The following is a 20,998-nucleotide window of genomic DNA, read 5'->3' as shown; positions in this document are numbered from 1 at the left end:
TTTCGCCTTATAGAATTTCAAGACACAGGCATAACAATACGACGATCAGGATTGATCGCCGCATCTTTATTTTGAGATTAGCCTACAGTTATTTCTTCACCGTGCTGTTATATTGCGCAATCTTGTCTGTAATTTGTTTGGCTGCTGCATCCAATGCTTCCTGTGGTGTACCTTGTCCATTCAGAACCGTTTCAATCGCTCCTTCGACAAGTTGTCTGGCTTCCGGGAATACACCCATTAATGCCCCGGATGTTGCTGTCGAATCCGCGGAAGCGTGCAATTGATCGACTGCTGTCTGGAATTGCGGGTACTTCGCCATATTATCCTTTAATACTTGCTCATTGTAGGCTGCTGTCGTAATAGGGAAGTATCCTGTAGCAACACTCCAGTTCGCTTGTACCTCTGGTGTAGCCAAGTACTTGATGAACTCCCATGCCGCTTGCTGTTGTGCTTCCGATTTGTTATTCATGATGTACAAGCTTGCTCCACCCACTACAACTCCGCCTTCTTTGGCATTCGCTGGACGAGGCAGGAAGCCTGTTCCCAGTTCAAACTTGCCACCTGAACCTTCTACGATTTTACGCAGGCCAGCCGTGGAATCCAGGGTCATACCGATTTGCTGAGCGGTAAATGCTGCTGTTGTATCGTCTGTGCTACGTCCCAGATTGGAGAGGGTTTTCTCGTCAATCATCTTTTTCCACCACGTTAATGTCTTCACTCCAGCTTCGGAGTTCAGCAGAGACTCAGTAGCTGCTTCAGTTCTTCCGTTTCCATTGTTTACATAATCTGCATTCTGGTTTGCAAAAAACTGTTCCATAAACCAGCCATAGATCGCCATGGATGCTCCTGGCTTACCGTCTTTCGCCAGTGCTTTTGCCGCTTGCTCAAACTCTTCATACGTCTTCGGCGGGTTCTCCGGGTCCAGACCTGCTGCTTTGAACATATCCTTGTTGTAGTAAAGGATCGGGTTGGATGTGTTAAACGGCATGGCGTTCAATTTGCCATCGATGGTGTAGTATCGGATAATGTTTGGCTCCAGTTGGGACAGGTCGAACTGATCCTTGTCGATGAACTGTTGTACTGGCGTAATCATGCCCGAATCGATCATGAACTTGCTGCCGATCTCGTAAACCTGGATAATGTCTGGACCGCTGTCTGAGCCCATGGATGCTTTGAGTTTATTCAGACTCTCATCGTACTTCCCTTGATAGATGGGCTTCACTTGAATGTCCGGATGGCTAGCATTAAAGTCGGAAGCGAGCTGGTTAATGGCTTTCTCCCCAGCGCCAGACATGGAGTGCCACCACGTCAATTGTGTTGTTTCAGCTGCGGCTGCTTCTGCTTGTGCTCCACTTGCCGGGCTGCTTGTTTCAGCTTTTGTTCCGCAAGCGGAAATGACCAACATGAGTGCAGCCAGCATTAATGCAAATGTTCCTCTTTTTTTCAAACGAAATCGCTCTCCTTTTATATGGCTCGCGTACAATAAAATCTTGGGGATGACGCGGTGTGGCCGTTACGGTTACGAATCGTTCTTTTGATCGCTGTTATCCCCGGATTTCTTTTCATCCCCTTTCAAAGGGGGAAATCCGGGGATAAAGGCGAACGCTTTGCTTCTGCAGAATCGATTTCGTCCCCTCCACTACTACCGTCGTTCATTTCAACATCTTATTTGAAGCACGAGCCTCATTTTATTCGCTCCTGGTATCCAAACCTTAGACCTTGTACGAAGATACAAGGTTTAATTTAAAACCTTTATTCATAACCTCTAAATCAAAATCTTTAGATCAAAACCTTCAGAGCTTCCATTTCACTTAAACACTTGTAAAACTTCCCCCTCTTACCCCTTCAGTGCGCCTGCGGCCATTCCGCGTACAAGCTGTTTCAACCCGAAGATCAATAACAGTAAGGATGGTAGAATGACCATCGCTGTTCCGGCAAATACCAGATTCCACGCTGTGGATTCCTGGAACTCCAGCATCGAGATCCCGATCTGAGCGGTTCTCATTTCCGGTGTGTTTGTCACCAGCAGCGGCCAGAGATACGAATTGTACATGCTTAAGAATGAATAGATTGCCAGTGTTCCAAGTGCCGGACGGGACAAAGGCAAGACATGCGATATGAAATAGCGAATATGACCACAACCGTCGATTCTCGCCGCCTCGAACAATTCCTTGGGTAGCTGCATGAAGAACTGTCTTAGCAGGAATGTACCAAACGCCGTTGCCAGAAACGGCACCATAAGCCCTTGATAACTATCAAGCCAACCCCAACTGCGAACTGTCAGGTAGTTGGGGATCATCGTCACTTCCCATGGAATCATCATCGTTGCGACAAACATGCTGAAGATGACGTTTTTGCCTTTGAATTGCATTTTCGCAAAAGCATAGGCTGCCATACTCGCTGTAATCAATTGACCAAGTGTCGTCAGTCCTGCAACAAGGAAGGTATTGCCGATAAATCGACCAATCGGAACAATATCAAATACTTCGCTAAAGTTGGACAGATCGATAGAATTTGGAATGATAAGCGGCGGATAAGCGCTCGCATCTTCCGGTGTCATCACAGCCATGAAAAAGGTGTACATCACCGGATACAGCACAAGCGCTGCACAGATCGTCAGTAATCCATACAACAGCGTTTTGGTCCATGTTGCACTCATTGGTAATGCACTTTCCTTTCTACCCATTTGAACTGGATCAGGGTCAGCAGCATAATCACCACGAACAGGATCAGTGCCTGTGCACTACCTGTACCAAAGCGGAAATTAACAAAGGCTTCCTGATAGATGGAATATACAAAAACATTTGTACTGTCCATCGGACCACCCCGGGTTAGAATGTTGATTTGACCGAACGATTGAAAAGCACCAATGATCGATACGACCGTAACAAAAAATAACGTGGGTGACAGTAGTGGCATCGAGATTTTGCGAAATGTCAGCAATGGTCCTGCGCCGTCAATCTTGGCACTCTCGTAGATCTCATCCGGGATGCCTGCCAAACCACTGGATAGAATAATGTAGTTGAATCCAAGATTCATCCAGATCGTCATGATGGAGATCGAGATCAATGCCCAATCCGGGCTGGTAAGCCAGGGAATTGGGTCGATGCCTACTTTGCCAAGCAGATAATTCAGCATGCCCAGGGTCGGATGGAATAGAAACTTCCAGATGACCGCTGACGAGCCGACGGATAACACCACGGGCAGAGAGAACACAAATTGGAACACACGCATTCCCTTGAACCTATTGTGAGTCAGTGCAGCTAGAATCAGAGCAGCCAGCATACCTGTGGGTACTGTAAACAGGACAAATAGTAACGTCACTTTCATCCCTTGCATAAACAGTCCTGATTGAAACACCGCCTTGAAGTTATCCAGTCCTACATAAGCCGCAATCTGCCCCGTCGGATCTGTGGAATGCAGACTGAGATACACGGACTTAAACATCGGGTAAAACAGAAACACTGCAAACAAAAGCAGCGATGGTGCCAGGAAACCATAGGCCAGCAGATTCTCCCGCATTCGCTGCACACGCAGCGAGGCTGTCCGGCGCGCACTCGTACCGGATACGCGCCGTTTGGCGGCGGGCAAGCTGATCCGGTTATCAAGCTCACTCATCGGATTTTCTTCCCCCTTGTTTCACGCATTCAGTGTGTGTGAAATGTTACATCAACTTCAGCACCACGTTATCTAGTGTAAGAGTCGAATGTCACAGCAAAATTCATTCTGAATCAACGTAACGTTAATCATGGACAAGGGAGTTTACGCAAATGTGCATCCATTCGAGAGCGGTATCCAGACCTTATCTCATGACAAAAAAACCGCAAGAACTCCCCTTTTTGGAGATATCCCTGCGGTTCGATGTGTAAATGGAATATGAACGTTTGCCTGTTAAAGAACATGACTCAGTTTACAATAATCTGTAAATCTTCCACACGAGGTGAAGCGATTAACCGTTCGAATTAACGATTAAGATGATATGGCACAGTGGTGACAATCACGTCTTTGTAATTGATCAGATAGGCCCGGATCATGAAGCTGGTCTGGTTATGCAGTACATTTTGCCACCAGTGCTTGGTGATGAATTGCGGGATTAATATGGTGATGTGATCGGTCTCGGCCGTTTTCCACTCTACGGTATCAATGAATTTCTTCAGCGGCCCCATAATGCTACGGTATCTCGATTTGATCACGACCAGACGAACACCTGGATTCCACTCTTCCCACTTCTGCTCCATCTTGCGTATGGCCTCATCATCGAATCCAATGTACAGCGCGACCACGTGATCCGACATCGTCTGGGCGTAACTGATCGTATTCATGACAACTCGGGTAATGCCCGCAACAGGAATGACTATCGTATTGCCTTTTTTGGCTGGCTTATCGACCTGAATATCAATCCGCAGCTCATCGGCAATGTTGCAATAGTGACGGTGAATACGCATGAACACATAAACAACGACCGGCAAAAAGATAAAGATGACCCATGTCTGCGTGAACTTGGTGAAAATAAAGATCAGGGTAATCGATAATGTAGTCAACATACCGACCGTATTGACCAGCAACTTCATCTGCCAGCCAGAAGGCTTGACTTTGATCCAGCGAATCATCATACCGAGCTGTGACAGGGTAAATGGAATGAACACCCCTACCGCATAGAGCGGAATCAGACTTTCCGTATTTCCTTTGAATCCAACTACCAGCAGCGCAGACATCACACTGAGGAAAATGATCCCGTTCGAGAACCCAAGGCGGTCTCCTCTGACCATAAATGCATGCGGCATGTATTTATCCTTAGCCATCATGAAGGATAACAGCGGAAAAGCCGAATATGCTGTGTTGGCTGCCAGGAACAGGATCAGAGCTGTTACACCCTGGATGATAAAATACATCGTGCCCCTGCCAAATGTCGCTTCAGCAATCTGGGAAATGACCGTTGCTTTGGGATCAGGCTTCACTCCGTAGCCATAAGCCAGTAAGGTGATGCCGATGAACATGGCTCCCAATATACAACCCATAAGCAGTAATGTACCCGCGGCATTTTTCTCGGCAGGCTGCTTGAAGTTCGGGATCGCGTTACTTACCGCTTCCACACCAGTCAACGCAGAACATCCGGAGCTGAATGCTTTTAATAACAGAAACATACTTACATGGGATAGACTTGTTCCGAATTCAGGTGCAGCTGCTTCCATCCCCCCGGCAAGAAATTTGATTCCGCCCGAGATAATCAGAATTGCAATCGAAAAAATAAACAGATAGATGGGGATCGCGAGCACAGACGCTGACTCCGTCACTCCCCGCAAATTCATAATGGTTAGAAAAACAATCATAATCAGTGCAATCACAACACTGTAATCATGCAGCATAGGAAAAGCCGACGTAATCGCATCCGTCCCTGCGGACGAACTTACCGCAACGGTCAAAATATAATCGACCAGCAGAGATCCTCCGGCAATCAGACTGGATGTTGTACCCAGGTTATCCTTGGCTACGATATAAGCGCCGCCCCCTGTTGGATAAGCAAATATCGTCTGGCGATAGGAAAAAATTAAAATGACGAGTAATCCCAGCACGGCGATGGAAATCGGAACGGAGTACCACAGGGCGGCGAATCCGGCCGCAACGAGCACCAGCAAAATCTGTTCCGTACCGTAGGCAACGGACGATAGGGCATCCGAGGACAGGATGGCGAGTGCCTTCCATTTCCCCAATTTTTCTCCATCCAGTTGAGCCGATTTCATTGGCTTGCCTATTAAGATTCTCTTCATTTTGCCAAGCATGATCATAACTTCCTTCCATCTCTCATCTGTGAAGCATTGTTATTATGCAAAATCGCAGAGCCGTTGACAATACGTCATTTCACCCGAATTTCGCCAGCGCGTGATAATGCATTCTACGATTCAATAATCGATAACAAAGCCATTCTTGTTTAGTATTTTGAACTATTTTGAACCAAAACGACGTTTGTTAGCCGAAAAACAGAAAATGGCCTTTGGTTCAGTGAACCAAAGACCACTTCCTGTATATAACGAATCAATATTCTCAATCAGAATCACTACGCGTCAGATCAACCTTTCAATTGTTGTTAACCTCGGATTAATTCGTTACACCTTCACGTCCAGAATGCCTGGACGAGGAGTAACACCAAACGCTTGTGCCAGTGTGGTCAGCTGTTCGTCCGTAATTCTCTGCCGGATCTCGTGACCAGCAACCAGCATATACACTTGGGCTGCCTTCTCGATGGTCTCAATCAGACCAAAAGCTTCGTCAATCGTTGTGCCTGTTCCAAAGATACCATGTTGCGGCCAGATGACCGCGTGGTATTCTTTCATTTTCTCAGCCGTTTCGCGGCCAATCTCGTTCGATCCAGGAATCATCCATGGAATAATGCCAATTCCATCCGGGAATACAACCACACACTCCGTGCACATCTGCCAGAGGGTCTTGGTGAATTTTGCTTCATCCAATTCGTGGATAAACGTCATGGCCAATACATGAGTGGCATGGTTGTGCATGACAACCCGGTGGTTGGGGTCCAGCTTCAAACGTTCAATATGGCTCATGAAATGTGTAGGCAACTCACTTGTTGGGTTTGCCCCCGACTTCAATCCCCAGAGCACTTCCAGCTCCTGACCATCTTGCGATACACGTAGCAACCCCAGGTTGCTCTCGGGATCAGCGAGTACATTTTTAAAATATTTGCCCGATGCCGTCACAATAAAATACTTGCCTGCTAGCTCTTGCACCGAAAATGCCGGTTTGATCTTGCGAATCACATGATGGATATCGATATATTGGGCTACTTCCTCTTCCTCCAGCAGATAGCTGACATTACCACCATTGCGCTCATCCCAGCCATTTTTCCACATATGTTGTGTAATCTCAGCCATCTCACGGACAAATGGAATATGGAAACCTGCAACCTGCGTTGTTTCATTGGTAAGGGTCACGTTCATGATCAATCTCTCCTTATATTGAAAATCATATGGCTTGCCACGTACATAGTAAGTTCTTTATTTCACATTCATTATACCTTTGTTTATCTTTGATAGTCAATAAAAAACACAGAAATAAACTTTTATTTATTTTTGTTTAGTTTTGTTTATTTGAAAATAAAACAAAAAAAATACCCCACCGGCGTCCGGCGGGGTCAGTCACACATCTATTTAACACGAGAAGGGGTTTACAAGACCTATCATACCTCTTCTACCTTAATAGAAGCTGAAAGCGAAATAAAAAAAACATGAAAACATATATCCCCTCTGGACAGAAATTTGAGTGCCTTCTTTTCAGTCAGTACATCTATCTCTCTGTCCAAACGCTTTTGCCAATTCTAACATATGCTATTCTAGCTTTTCTCAGGAAAAGACATTCATAAAAAAGGAGATGAACCTATGGCAGTCCTTTCTACAGGCCCGATCGAGAACAATCTCTCCGGTGGCAGCAGGCCTACACAACAAGTCACCATCAAAATGGTCAACACCGATTCCATCAATACGTCCAATGTACTCATTGAAGGTTATTTCCTGAATGGAACGAGGACCTTATATGTGCTGCAATCCGTTAATTTGACCCCCGGGCAAGTTTTCTCTCAAACCTACTTTGCCAACCTGGATGGATACGAATATGTATTCACAACGAGTGGAGACGCAGCCGCATTGACTGAAATTTCGGTGTGGGGAAAAGACAGCACCGGGCAAATCGTCACCGCACACCGCATTGTTTCAAATGAACTAGCTCTATAAAAAAAGGGGGAAACAAAGATGGCCACAATCTCATCCGGACCCATTGAGAACAATCTGGTATCCGGATCAAGACTTACCCAATCGGTTACTGTCAAAATAGATAACGAAGATCCAATCAACGCCTCAAATGTTCTTATCGAAGGATATGCGCTGAACGGAAGCCGGACCTTGTATGTACTGGAATCTATCTCGCTTGCGCCCAATGAAGTCTTCACCAAGAGTTATTTTGCAAACTTGGATGGCTTCGAATTTATTTTCACTACCAGTGGCTTGGCGGAGAGCTTAACCGACGTTTCCATGTGGGGCAAAAATGCCACAGGACAATTGGTCGCTGCCCATCGACTGGTGACTTCTGAGTTGCTGGGTGCTGAAGGTGGCACTCCCGACTTCGAGTGGGGACAGACAATTTACTGGGCGGATTCCAGTGCTCCTGGACCGGGTACCGGATCACCCTTTGATCCATTCAACTCCCTACAGGCGGCTATCGACGCAGCCACGAATAGTCCACTTGCGGTTACTTTTGGTATGAGAGCCCGGTTGATTATTCTAATTGCCGGCAATTCATCCTTCAATGAAGACATTGTTATTCCTCCCGCAAGACATGTGCAAATTTTGGGACTTGGCCCCTGGCAACTCGGAAATTCGGATCTGGCCAACTTCGCTTCTTCCATTCCCCGCAATGTCACGATCCAGACAAGCCAGGCTGCAGAAGATGTCTATCTGGTTCAAGGACCTGCATTTGATGCTCGTCCTGTTACGGTTATAGGAACGTTTAATGACGGCACGTCCGTCAGTACGCATACCAACTACACGGACGGCGCCATTATAAGCGGTGACGTCACTTTTCAGAATGTAGCTGTTGGTGACCCGTTCACGACTATTGAATTTCAACTGCTCAATGCCAGAGTCGTAGGAAATATTGTACAATCGGGTCATATGGGTAATCTGAATACGTACCTGTATCACAGTCGAATCAACACGATGATTCATAACGGTTTGAATATTCAACGGATGGTAGATAGTGCTTCAGACAGTACCATTAACGTCAGAGGATACTCCCACATTACCAATTCCACGATCAGTGGCAATGTGACCGTCACACTCGCCTTAAGTGACGTGCCTCCAACAGGCATATTCAGTAGTCAGTTTGCTACGATCACCTGGACAGGACCTTTAACGCTGGATGCCGCCTCCAACTATTATTTTGTTAACAGCGGATCTATACTTGTGGGAACCAAAACCGTATTATTCAGTATCGCCTAACATGTAATCCCTGTCCTTCACTGGTCGGGGGTTTCTTATTTTCGCAGCACATACGATGGATGCATCTTTCCTGTCGGTTCATAACGTTCATCACCTGTATACTCAAATCCCAGCTTGATCAAGATGTGACGTGACACTTCATTATCCGGATGATGCCCGGCAAACAGTGCCTTCACGTTCATTTTGTCAAAGGCATAACCAATTACCGCCCGTGCCGCTTCCTGCGCATACCCTTTGCCCCAGTGATCCCGGGTTAGATGAAATCCCAATTCATACATATCCTCTTCTGAAGAATACGGACGCAGGCCACAGCAACCGACAAACACATCCGACTCTTTCTCAAAAAGGGGCCAATATTGCACACCCGCTTCCTTCTGCCTTTGAATCTCCTGTGTTAATCTCGCTTCTACTTCATCTTCGCTCAGGAACCCCTTGCTGCTAATCCATTTGGCAACCTCGTGATCGCCCCACAATGCAAACGCCAGCGCACGATCTCCTTCATTCCAAGTCGCACATTCCAACCGTTCCGTTTCAAATAAGATTGTTCTGTTCATCATCCACTAACCTCCTGTATGCCAACACCAATCTGCGTGCCGCCTATACCTTAAATTAATCGAATGACCGTCAGGATAAACAAAAAAAGAAGACCCCTGCCGACAAGATGTCCGACAGAGGCCATTCCAATCCAGTTCACATCAATTACAAATCTGCTACGGCGAATTGAATTGTTCCGGAAGCTGCGCCTCCAACGTTTGCTAACAAGGCAAAAACCAGAACTCCACCTGCAGAAATGGTAAGGCTGCTGTTTACAGGAACAACGTAAGTGACTACTGGTGCATTAACACGTGTGATCACGAGAGATACCGGAAAAGGTCCAGCGTTGTTCACTGTAGCACTGGCATTTGTGCCTCCAGCCAGGTTTTCGTAGTAGGACTTGCCCGCACCGGCAGGAAGGTTATAATTTTGTATCGGTAAAAGGATGGCCATTGAAATCACCTCCTTTTGCTTTGATACGGTATTCTATGCTTGAAATCTATTAAAGCAACGGTGAATTACCAGCGTCATAATGTCCAATTTTGATAGACTTCATAGATTGATAGACGAATGTACGCAAAAAAAGCCCCACCGGACCATCCGGTGAAGCCAACTAAGCTTACTTTAATATTACAGGTTTAATTACGCATACAGCATGAAAAAGTTCAGTTCATGGCCCTGCTGCTTGAGATAGTTATACAGCTGCGAACGGTGATGGAATACATGTGTTACCGTTTCAATCTGCCATTGAACCTGCAAGTGACCATGTTCCATATAAAAAGCTTTTGTTGAACGATTCAAAAAGTCGTCTTCGCTCAATCCCGTAATATAGGCTTTGTAGGATTCGAAATTGCTCCATAACGTTGCTTCAAGCTTCTCGATATCCTGGGTCCCCGACAGGCTATTCTCTACCAGCCCAACCTCAGCTTCACCTTTCTCCTGCATAATGGCAAGATCCGATGCTGTGATCTGGATAAAGTGATGCACTAGCTCCGCCAATGAACGCATATTCTCCTGTGGACGATACGACCAATCCTCCGAACGGATCAAGCGAATTAACGAAGCCCCCGTCCGTACGCCTGTTTTCAATTCATTTAACAAGTGATCCCGAATCTGCAATGTTCCATTCATATATGATGTCTCCCTTATCTTTTATTCTCACGACTTCAGTATAACCGAAGGTGCTGCAGATCTATTGTACAAATCGGACAACATTCTGCCGTGCTCCCTGGCTGCCGTCAACGGAGTCTCTCCATAAAACTTGCGAAATTGCCGAATTAGATGGGCTTGGTCAAAAAATCCATGATTCTGGGCAAGCATTGCCCAATCTGCCGTGTTCCCCTGATGAATATCACTCAACACACGATGAAAACGAACCACCTCACTGAATCGCTTGGGGCTGATTCCTACCCATTCCGAGAACTTGCGATGCAACTGCCTCTCACTGATCACTTCACGCATCGCCAGCTCTTGGACACTCATACGTCCCCCATCTATAAAGATGCGGTGCAGCACGTTTTTCATCAAATTGTTCTCCGATGTGCTTGCCTGCACGGGAAACGGACTCAAGTACGCATTCATAACCTCTACTCGCTCTGCAAAACTATTCGTTTCGGCCATCCGTTCCTTAAGCTCGTTCAGCTTCTCCGGCCAACATTCCTGAAGGGCAATTCGCTTATCCGTAAACCACTCCAGAGGCATGCCATGGAAGACATGCGCTCCACCCGGGAAGAACCGGACACCAAAGGTGTAGTCTCCAGCAGGGGGACCATCATCGGCTGGCTCAGGTACAGCGAATGGCTGTGTATAATTGCCACAGTAAGCATAGGAGTGCTCTGAACAGACTGGGTCGTATGTAATCAGCATGTCCGTGCAACCATCCGGCAATACCCGGGCAGGTGCCGTCGTCATCGATCGCTCTGGACCTTCTTTATTAGCAACATCTGCATGCGTGTTCGGAAGAGATCCTGATTCCCAATAACAGGCCACATAAGCCATCAAGCCGGCAGCAGGTATTTTCTCAACATAATAACTGTTAGGGTACGTTCCATTTATCTGAATAGGCTTAAACAACGGGTGCAGGCTGTGATCCACAATTCCATCCTCCGATCACTAGAGTTGGTTACACATTATGTATTCATCTATCATACCACCAACCGAAGAAATGAAGAAAAAAAGTGCCCTACCGGAGGACAATCCGATAGGGCCAGTCACACATCTATTTAACACGAGAAGGGGTTTACAAGACTTATCTTACCTTCCCAACCTTAATGGAAACTGAAATTGGGATGAAAAGAACATCAATTTTTCTTATAGTGCGTGTTCAAAAAGACCGTTTTTGAACAACCTCTTAAAGTGTCTTGATCAATATGGACGCAATTAACACGGATGCCGTTGTGACCGTTGTGAATCCTCCTACCAGCATCGGCGTTAAAATCTCATCGAGGATGGCTTTGCGTTCATTTTCATCACGTCCAACTGAACGACTTACTTCCTCACAGATAATGTAGTCCCCCGGAAAACCGAATAGTGCAGTCAGTGCCACAGGCAGACCTTTGAGCGGGTCCCATTTGAACAGCTTGGAGCCAACAAATCCACCGATCAACACCCCAATTACACCGATTGCGATAATGAACAACACTGGAATAATGGAACTAACCACCGCATCGAAAGTGATCGACTCCATACTTGTCATAACGACTACGATCAGACCTATCATGGCAATTCCCGATGTACTTGCTTTATCCAGAATACGAGATGGGAACAGTCCGATCAGATGTCCTAGAACTCCAAGCAACAGAGCCCAGATACTGTAGCTAAGTCCGGTTATATTGCCCAGATAAATGGATAGACTGCCCATAATGAACAAGAGCAACAGCAGGATAGGTGCGGTTTGGAATCGCTGTGGAAGGAATGTTTTGGCATTCGCTTCTTTAATGTTCACATGGCCTTCCCCAGCAACCTTGTTTTCAAATGCGCCCTGCTTCTGCAGTTTTAACGCATATCTGCGCAACATATTGGTTGCAATCGGCATCCCCACGAGGGAATGAATACCCAGAATGACAGCCGGAATTGTAATCAGATGACCCAAGTTCATCTCCTGCAACTTCGTGGTTGTGATCAGATAAGAGATAATGCCACCAACAACCGGACTTGATCCGGCAACAGCTGTAGGATAACCATAGATCGGTGATACGATCAACAGGATCAGACCTGTCGCCGTGAGTGATGCGAACAGTGAGATCAGTATTGCTTTATATTGGGACCGTATTAATTTCAGCGGTATTAATGTCCCCATGTGTACAATCAGCGGAGCCACCATGAGAGCCCCGAACGCAGTCAAAGCAGAGCTGGAGACCACTCCTTTGGGAAATAAACCCGCCCAGTTCAGCAGCAAATATCCGATCAGAATAACAAGCAAGGACGGAATTCGCGCTTTGGACCAGATCGAAACCAGTTCCCCTATAGCTAAAATAACAAGTAATACTGTAGCGATATATATCGGTTGACTAAACATGGTGGCTTCTCCCCATTCTCTATGTTGTCAGTTCAGTACACGTGGAACCATCTTTCTTATTTCAAGCGTTCACCTGATAAATAGACCTGTTCGATATTCTCTGTGTGTTCGAGCAGTCCAATATCCGTCAACGGATTCACATTCAGTACCAGCAGATCAGCAGCTTTGCCAGGTTCAATCGTACCGATCTCCGCTTCCATCTGCATCGCTCTCGCCGCATCTCTTGTTGCGGCTACGATCGCTTCCATCGGCGTAAATCCAACATCTTCAACAAGCAATCGCAGTTCGAGTGCATTCCCGCCATGCTCAACAGGTGCACACGTGCAGAAATCTGTCCCTACTGCAATGGTTACGCCTGCCTTACGCGCGATAATCATGTTCTCAATATGCTCCTGATATACACTTTTGGCTTTGCGGATGCCAAATTCGGGAACACCGTATTTATGCCCTTCTTTGATGATCCGATGTACAATGGCTAGCGTTGGAACCAGAACCGCCTTTTGATCCAGCATCATGCCAATGCCTTCTTCATCAATGTAGATCCCGTGTTCAATGGTGCGTACGCCCGCTTCCAACGCATTTTTGATCCCCTGTGCACCTTGCGCATGTGCAGCCACATAAGACTGTACCGCTTCCGCTTCATACACGATCGCCTTCAGCTCATCCATGCGGAATTGCGACCAACGAGGGTCATCTTTCTCCGAAAGTACCCCGCCTGTGGAACACACTTTAATAAAATCCGCCCCTTCACGGAACTGCGTGCGTGTTGCCTTAATGACTTCGGGAACGCCGTCACACACGGTGAAGATATTCAGTTCCGTTGGAATCATATGGATATCTGCATGTCCACCCGTCTGAGAGAGCATATGACGGGAAGTTTTAATCCGCGGCCCCTTCACCACACCTTCCTTGATCAGATCGCGAATGTATACAGCAACATGGCTACCGACATCCCTGACGGTTGTAAATCCTGCGTTGATCAGCTTCGGCAGATCCTGAAGTGCTCTCCCCATCTGGAGTTCATTGGCTTCCAGCGCCACCGCAGCCATATTCAGATTTTTGGCCCCGTGTACATGGACATGGGCATCGATTAATCCTGGCATCACCGTTTTGCCTTTTACATCAACAAGCTCGGCATTTTCCGGAATTGGAACGGTTACTTTCGCACCCGCTGCTATGAATTTCCCGTTCTCAACCAGGACCACACTATCGGAAACAGGCTCTCCACCTTGTCCATCAATCAACAATGCACCTACAAAAGCAGTAATTTGACTCATCTGTACTCCACCTCATTTTCAGACTTGGTTGTAAGTTCAACTAAAGAATATTCACACTCCCACTCCGATGACAGAATAACCTTCCGATCGCTGTTATCCCCAGATTTTTTTGATTCCCTTCTCCAATGGGAAAATCCGGGGATAGCCTATGCTTCCGAAGTAGCTTTCTTGCGAAAGCTTTTAGGCGAACGCTTTGCTTCTTCACGTTATTTCTGTCCTCTCCGTTCTCGTGTAAAAAGTTAAGTTGAACTTAAATATTACGTGTACATGTTCGATTTACAGCTCTACTGTTGTACTACAATGAAATTGTATCGTGTTAAAGTTAATGACATTATATAAGTTGCAAATGTATAATGTCATTGTTGATAGCAACAGCATTTTAATATTAATTATGGTGATATACACAATACAAAATATAAATCACACAGCATAGTGAAGATCATGTTATATATGAAAGCATTTTGCCATGTGAACACAAAAGGGGTACGTTTGCTATGATTCATGAAGCGGTTCGCTCATTTATGGTTCAGGTCTTTGGAGCTGCTCCGTACGGAATCTGGATCAAGGATGAATACGATTTCCAGTGGAATAACTGGCTGCGTGAAGGAGAGGTACCTGAATATACAGATTATGAACAGCTCGAGTCCTCCTGGAAGACTCTCAGGTATACATTCATTTTTTTGTCCAATATCAACATTCGTGTGGTTATCGATACCCAGAAGCAGCTTACTCTGCTACAGAGTGAACGTCTGGAGTCTTTGATTCGGGAAGGACTGCTGAAGCAGCAGATTGAGATGGAACGTGCGCACAATGATCGATGGTTGACCGGGCTGCGAGAGCTAACCTGTTCCCTGGAGCTGAACGACTTGTTACTCAAAATCATGGAGAATGCGCTGCATGTCATCCCCTCTCTTTCCTGCGGACTGTTCATGATGGTTGATCCGGACTCTGGCAAGATGATTCCTAGAGCCAAGGTCGGTTTTCAGGATAGTGTGTATCAATATCAGGGCGAGCTGGATGAGGGCATTACGGGAAAGGTATACGAGGAAGGCATTGGCCGAATGTATAGCACACCGGATGATGCCTTTAAGGATATGGGCAATGTCAGTCAGGAGAATGCGAATATCATTGTAAGTTCACTGCCAGACGGTATTATGGCTAAAGGACTTATCGCCGTTCCCGTGACCATGAACACCCACAAAATCGGGGTGATGCTGGTATACCAATTTGAACAAAACAGACGATTTGCCCCGCATGATCTGAATGTAATGCAGGGGTTTGCGGATCAGGCAGCCATTGCCATCTCCAACGCCACCATGTATTCAGAACTGCTGGAAACGAATAGATATCTCGTTAGCCGCAATGAAATCCATAATCAATTCACGGCACTTTCCATTGAACATGTGAGCCTCGGTCATATCATTGAGACGGTTGGATCGATGCTGAAGCTTCCCACCTATTATGTGGATATGGCGAGAAATGACTGGTACCCGCTCCTCCCGGAAAGTGTCTTGCTAAGTGAGCTCGATATTTATACCGCTCTAGACAGTCAGTTTAACCCTATCACCTTATCCGGTGGAAATGATCATAGCGATTATTACCTGTATCCCATTGTGAATGGATCTCTGGTGCTGGGCTGTTTTGCCATCCAGTTAGATCATCCGTTAGGCCAGTTGGATCATGTGATTTTGGAACAAGGCGGAGCTATTGTAATGCTGGAGATGGTGAATACCTACTCACTCACCGAGATGTCCTATCGGAAAAACCATGATTTTTTCAGCGATCTCGTGCAATATAGAGAACCACAGCAGTTGGAGGCACGACTTTCCAGCTTTCAGTTGCCAGCCCATCAGTCCTTGTTCGTCGCACAATTGCAGCTCTATGGGGAACATCCTGATATGAAAACAACTGAAATTTGGGTGCGCAAGTTGATTGGCTTTATCGAAAAGGAACTAGGCACCCGTGAAAATCTATTGTTCAGTGCACATCACAAAATTACGATTTTGGCTGCTGCATCCGAGCCCAAGGTCAGACACTGGATCATCAGCAGGCTGGAAACGGCTGTGGAGAAATGGACCACCTCCAAAACTCCTGCCCTATCCATCGGTATCGGTGGACTTTATCAAGGACTTGAGTATGTGTCCAAAAGCAATGATGAGGCTACACGCTCGTTGTCCTTTTTGCTGAAACAAAACAAAGCTGGTGTGATGCTCTACGAAGAAATCGGGATCAATCGGCTGTTTCTGAATCAGGAACCTTCCGATATCGAGAATTACATTCATGAAATTCTGTCCCCTCTTCAACAGCAAAAATCAGGAGAGCTTGAACTCACACTCAAAACCTATATTGCTGCGAATCGATCTGTGCAAGCCACAGCAGAACGTTTGCATATTCATACCAATACGCTGTATCTGCGCCTGCGCAAAATAGAGGAGATTCTAGGTATTGATCTGAACGATTCCGAGGGTTGGATGAAAGTGTATCTTGCATGTCATTTAAGTGAAGTGTACTCTGTTGCTCCTACCGCAAGTGGCGCACTAAAATTGTAATTCCATCAATTCAGTCCGTGCAGTTTGCGAAAACGCTCTGGACTCATGCCTGTATGCCTTTTGAACATCGCACAGAAATAACTGGCATTCTCGTAACCCACCCGATCAGCAACTTCATATATTCGAAGCTCTCTCTCACTGAACATGAGTTGTTTGCTTCGATTGATCCGTTCCTGGTTCACGTAAAATACAGGTCTGGTATGGAGTGCCCTCTGAAACAGCCTGCACAAATATTGGGGAGATACCACAGCCACATCGGCCAGTTCTTTCAGCGAAAGCGAACGATCCAGATGCTCTGCGATATAACGCAGCACAGGCTTCAAGCGCTCCAGTTCATCATTATAATTGGCGGATGCGATAAGTAGTGGCTTCAGATCCAGCAGCAGGGCATATAATTGTTTGGAGCATTCCACATCGTAATCTGCGTAATCCGTAGTATCCCCATTCTCTCCTCTAACCAGAAGTTGCTCCAAGCCACGCAGCAGCGTTGCTGTCCTGAGTCTGCATACGCGTGAACCGGTTATCCCCGCATAAGATAATAACTGGCTGGCTTCTCTCCCCTGAAACGAGACCCACGCCAGTTCCCAACGGTCACTGATGGGCATATATTGATGCGGGACATCGGGATACAGAAAGAAAACGTCACCCGGTCCAACGATATACTCGTCTTCTTGTATAATCAGTCTCCCCTGACCATGAATAATCTGGTGGATCTGATAATCCGGGAATCCCTCTGGACGCTCGGTTTCATATTGGTGTTCCCAGTAACCAACCGTGGTCATATAGATCGGCAGGCGAGCAGCTTCTTCTGTTTTACCAAAAAAAATCCGGGTATCCATCCAGTACACCACTTTCTTCATCGTTAGTTTCATATTGTGATATATATGGGCAATATTCTTTATTCTCTAAGTCATCATTCAATTCTATAATGACAATATTATAACATTTCAGAAGGAGTTGCTGTTATGCGAAAGAAACTGGTACACACCCCTCCGGCAAATGGATACCCGGAATGGAACAACAATCCCGAGACTTTTCAAGTAAACCGTCTACCCGCACATGCGTCTATGGTAGCGTTTCCATCTATAACAGAAGCATTGTCCAATGATTCCAGCGCATCGCCATGGTACGAATCACTGAATGGTCAATGGAAGTTTGCCTTTGCGGAGACTCCAGAACAACGGATTACATCCTTTTATGAAAACAATTATGATGCCAGTGACTGGGACGAGATCGCCGTTCCTTCCAACTGGCAGCTGCAAGGTTACGATTATCCCCACTATACAAATATGACGTATCCGTGGGTCGAGCGTGAGCCTGAATTGAAGCCACCATTTGCACCAACAACTTATAATCCGGTGGGTTCGTACATCCGCACGTTTACTGTTCCTGCTGACTGGAAAGACCGTCCTGTCTTGCTGCACTTTGAGGGCGTTGAATCTGCCTTTTATGTATGGGTGAACGGAGAGCTGGTCGGTTATAGTGAAGACACGTTCACACCCGCAGAATTCGATATCACTTCGTATCTAACGGAAGGTGAGAACAAGCTCGCTGTGGAGGTATATCGCTGGTGTGATGCGAGCTGGTTGGAGAATCAGGATTTTTGGCGGTTAAGCGGCATCTTCCGTGGTGTATATTTGCATTCACCTTCACCGGTTCAGATCGCGGATTTCTTTGTTCGTACTGAACTGGATGACGCCTATCAGGATGCGGAGCTACTGCTGGACCTGAAGTTATTTAATCATAATGCTGCGCAGAATACTGACGGATTGTCCGTTCAGGCACAGCTCTATGATGCACAGCAACAGACTGTGCTGAAGCAACCACTTACTGCGGCCGTTACTTTCCAAGGTGAGGATGAACTTTCATTTAATTTGTCAGCAGAGGTTATTCAACCGCTTCTATGGAGCGCCGAGACCCCTCATCTATATACACTTGTACTATCCATTCAGAATGAATCGGGCGAAACGTTTGAGGCTGTTCGCAGCCGGATCGGATTCCGCAAGTTTGAACTGAAGGACGGCCTGATGCAAATCAATGGCAAACGCATTGTGTTTAAAGGCGTCAATCGTCATGAATTTTCCCCGGATAAGGGTCGAGCCATTGGGCGGGAAGACATGATCCGTGACATCGAGTTGATGAAGTCCTATAACGTTAACGCCGTGCGCACATCCCATTATCCGAATCAGTCACTCTGGTACGAACTGTGTGATGAATATGGCCTCTATGTCATTGACGAAACGAATCTGGAAACTCACGGTACCTGGGAATATGGGCAAAAGGAAATGAACGAGAACAATATTCCCGCGAGCAAGCCCGAATGGCGTAATAACGTAATCGATCGCTGTAACTCGATGTTCCAGCGGGACAAAAACCATCCGTCCGTTATTATCTGGTCTCTGGGTAATGAATCCTTCGGCGGCGATAACTTCATCGCCATGTACGATTATCTGAAACAGGTCGATCCAACCCGTCTCGTTCATTATGAAGGCACCTTCCATTATCGCCCTTCTGATTCGGCAAGTGACATTGAATCGACAATGTATATCAGCCCACAAGATGTAGAGAATTATGCTCGCATGAAGGGTCCGAAGAAACCTTATATTATCTGCGAATACAGCCATGCCATGGGTAACTCCTGTGGAGGTCTGCATCTGTATTGGGATTTGTTCGATAAATATGATGTGTTGCAGGGTGCATTCATCTGGGACTGGGTCGATCAGTCCATTCGTACCACTACGGCAGACGGTGTAGAATATTTCGCTTATGGCGGAGATTTCGGTGAATCCCCTCATGATGGCAATTTCTGCGGGAACGGACTCATTCTGGCAGATAAGACGGTTACACCGAAGCTGGAAGAAGTGAAGAAATGTTATCAGAACGTTCGTATGGAAACCGTTGATGTAAAAGATGGCCTGCTGCGCATCAAAAACCAGTTCCTGTTCACGGATCTGAGTGAATATTCGCTCGTATGGACAGTAACACACGATGGTGTATCTGTAGAGAACGGTACGCTGGATATCGCGGTACCTCCTGGCGAATCGGTTGAAGTCCGCATCCCATATACGCCATCGTCCGATCTGTTCCACGAAGCGGTGCTGACTGTATCTCTGGTTACGAAAGTCGCAACCAAATGGGCAGGAGTAGGTCATGAGATTGCCTGGGATCAATTCGTGGTATCTCCGCGATTGCGTCCAATCCAACCGATGCGTCAAGGACAAGACAATGAAACGCAGGTACAGGATCTGCAGGATGAATTGAAAGTGGCTACAGGCCAAGTCACGTTGAGCTTCAATCCAGCTACTGGCACGCTCACGTCCTATCAGATCAATAATCAGGAGCAATTGCTCGCACCTGTCCGGCCGAATTTCTGGAGAGCCATGACAGACAATGATATGGGGAACCGCCTGAATGAGCGTTCTGCCTTCTGGAGAGATGCTCACGCTACCAACAGATTAATTCGCTTCGAGCACAATGCAGACGAGCAAGGCATTCTCGTGACGACCGATTATACGTGGGATCAACATCCGGGATGTACGCTGTCTATTACGTACCGAATCGATCCGGATGGTGTATTGGAAATCAGTCAAACTCTTATTCCAGGCGAGGGCCTACCCGATCTTCCGGAATTCGGCATGTTGCTGCAACTGAATAACAGCTTGGATACAATCTCTTGGTACGGCAGAGGCCCGCATGACAATTATGCAGACCGTCTAACCAGTGCACGTCTCGGCTATTACACAGGTGCGGTTCGAGATCAATTTGTTCCATATCTGAAACCACAAGAGTGTGGTAACAAAACGGATGTACGCTTCGCTGAAATAACGTCAACGGATGGTCAAAGTGGCCTGCATGTAGAAGCCACCATACCATTTGAAATCAATGCGTTGCCGTGGACACCGGAGGAACTGGAAGCAAACGACCATGTGTACAAATTACCTCAGAGCACACAGACTGTCGCCCGCATCAATTACAAACAAATGGGTGTTGGCGGAGATGACAGCTGGGGCGCACGTACCCACGCTGAGTACACCTTGCCAGCCAACCGCGCATATCATTTCACCTTTACGGTAAAACCTGTATAACATCAAGCAAGCACTGCTGGCTATATGC

The 20,998-nt window shown here is 46.6% G+C and carries 16 protein-coding genes; 4 read left to right on the top strand and 12 right to left on the bottom strand.

The window, feature by feature from the left end:
• Nucleotides 1-88: 88 nt before the first annotated feature.
• The 5 genes from V6669_RS06885 to rhaD form a co-directional block, all read right to left on the bottom strand.
• On the bottom strand, nucleotides 89-1,447 hold the full coding sequence (locus V6669_RS06885) for an ABC transporter substrate-binding protein (protein WP_338592106.1): 1,359 nt from the start codon (nucleotides 1,445-1,447) through the stop codon (nucleotides 89-91).
• A gap of 390 nt (nucleotides 1,448-1,837) precedes the next feature.
• A complete protein-coding gene (locus V6669_RS06880) occupies nucleotides 1,838-2,659 on the bottom strand; it encodes a carbohydrate ABC transporter permease (protein ID WP_338592104.1) in 822 nt (273 codons plus the stop codon).
• A complete protein-coding gene (locus V6669_RS06875) occupies nucleotides 2,656-3,618 on the bottom strand; it encodes a sugar ABC transporter permease (protein WP_047842000.1) in 963 nt (320 codons plus the stop codon). The genes V6669_RS06880 and V6669_RS06875 overlap by 4 nt, the downstream gene beginning before the upstream one ends.
• A 344-nt stretch (nucleotides 3,619-3,962) precedes the next feature.
• The gene (locus V6669_RS06870) at nucleotides 3,963-5,780 is read right to left on the bottom strand and encodes an APC family permease (protein ID WP_338592100.1); all 1,818 of its coding nucleotides are present in this window, start codon (nucleotides 5,778-5,780) and stop codon (nucleotides 3,963-3,965) included.
• A 324-nt stretch (nucleotides 5,781-6,104) separates the two neighbouring features.
• Nucleotides 6,105-6,956: a rhamnulose-1-phosphate aldolase gene (gene rhaD / locus V6669_RS06865; RefSeq protein WP_338592098.1), complete on the bottom strand. Its 852-nt coding sequence runs from the start codon at nucleotides 6,954-6,956 to the stop codon at nucleotides 6,105-6,107.
• 438 nt (nucleotides 6,957-7,394) lie between these two features.
• Between rhaD and V6669_RS06860 the strand changes: the two genes are divergently transcribed.
• Together V6669_RS06860 and V6669_RS06855 are read left to right on the top strand one after the other, a co-directional pair.
• A complete protein-coding gene (locus V6669_RS06860; protein WP_338592096.1) occupies nucleotides 7,395-7,745 on the top strand; it encodes a hypothetical protein in 351 nt (116 codons plus the stop codon).
• A gap of 18 nt (nucleotides 7,746-7,763) precedes the next feature.
• Nucleotides 7,764-9,008, top strand: a complete 1,245-nt coding sequence (locus tag V6669_RS06855) for a hypothetical protein (protein WP_338592094.1) — start codon at nucleotides 7,764-7,766, stop codon at nucleotides 9,006-9,008.
• A gap of 35 nt (nucleotides 9,009-9,043) precedes the next feature.
• On the opposite strand, the gene V6669_RS06850 is transcribed toward V6669_RS06855, so the two are convergent.
• The 6 genes from V6669_RS06850 to V6669_RS06825 all read right to left on the bottom strand — a co-directional run bounded on the left by V6669_RS06850 (nucleotide 9,044) and on the right by V6669_RS06825 (nucleotide 14,336).
• Nucleotides 9,044-9,565, bottom strand: coding sequence for a GNAT family N-acetyltransferase (locus V6669_RS06850; protein WP_338592092.1), 522 nt, complete (start codon nucleotides 9,563-9,565; stop codon nucleotides 9,044-9,046).
• A gap of 142 nt (nucleotides 9,566-9,707) precedes the next feature.
• A complete protein-coding gene (locus tag V6669_RS06845) occupies nucleotides 9,708-9,995 on the bottom strand; it encodes a hypothetical protein (RefSeq protein WP_338592090.1) in 288 nt (95 codons plus the stop codon).
• A gap of 189 nt (nucleotides 9,996-10,184) precedes the next feature.
• Nucleotides 10,185-10,673 carry a DinB family protein gene (locus V6669_RS06840; protein ID WP_338592087.1) on the bottom strand — a complete coding sequence of 163 codons (489 nt, stop codon included), beginning with the start codon at nucleotides 10,671-10,673 and terminating at the stop codon, nucleotides 10,185-10,187.
• 27 nt (nucleotides 10,674-10,700) lie between these two features.
• Nucleotides 10,701-11,636: a helix-turn-helix domain-containing protein gene (locus V6669_RS06835; protein WP_338592084.1), complete on the bottom strand. Its 936-nt coding sequence runs from the start codon at nucleotides 11,634-11,636 to the stop codon at nucleotides 10,701-10,703.
• Nucleotides 11,637-11,892: 256 nt separating this feature from the next.
• Nucleotides 11,893-13,059, bottom strand: coding sequence for a hypothetical protein (locus tag V6669_RS06830; protein WP_338592082.1), 1,167 nt, complete (start codon nucleotides 13,057-13,059; stop codon nucleotides 11,893-11,895).
• Between the two features lie 56 nt (nucleotides 13,060-13,115).
• Nucleotides 13,116-14,336 carry an amidohydrolase family protein gene (locus V6669_RS06825; protein ID WP_338592080.1) on the bottom strand — a complete coding sequence of 407 codons (1,221 nt, stop codon included), beginning with the start codon at nucleotides 14,334-14,336 and terminating at the stop codon, nucleotides 13,116-13,118.
• A 494-nt stretch (nucleotides 14,337-14,830) separates the two neighbouring features.
• On the opposite strand from V6669_RS06825, the gene V6669_RS06820 reads away from it, so the two are divergent.
• Complete coding sequence (locus tag V6669_RS06820; RefSeq protein WP_338592078.1) at nucleotides 14,831-16,885, top strand: helix-turn-helix domain-containing protein; 2,055 nt, start codon at nucleotides 14,831-14,833, stop codon at nucleotides 16,883-16,885.
• Between the two features lie 5 nt (nucleotides 16,886-16,890).
• On the opposite strand, the gene V6669_RS06815 is transcribed toward V6669_RS06820, so the two are convergent.
• Nucleotides 16,891-17,745 carry an AraC family transcriptional regulator gene (locus V6669_RS06815; protein ID WP_338592075.1) on the bottom strand — a complete coding sequence of 285 codons (855 nt, stop codon included), beginning with the start codon at nucleotides 17,743-17,745 and terminating at the stop codon, nucleotides 16,891-16,893.
• 105 nt (nucleotides 17,746-17,850) lie between these two features.
• On the opposite strand from V6669_RS06815, the gene V6669_RS06810 reads away from it, so the two are divergent.
• Nucleotides 17,851-20,970 (top strand): glycoside hydrolase family 2 TIM barrel-domain containing protein, encoded by a 3,120-nt coding sequence (locus tag V6669_RS06810; RefSeq protein ID WP_338592072.1) that lies wholly within the window; start codon nucleotides 17,851-17,853, stop codon nucleotides 20,968-20,970.
• Nucleotides 20,971-20,998 lie beyond the last annotated feature (28 nt).

The organism is Paenibacillus sp. Y5S-9, assembly GCF_036894235.1.
GTDB lineage: Bacteria > Bacillota > Bacilli > Paenibacillales > Paenibacillaceae > Paenibacillus.
Note: the sequence above shows the minus strand (reverse complement) of the source record. Positions and strands in the feature narration are given on the sequence as shown.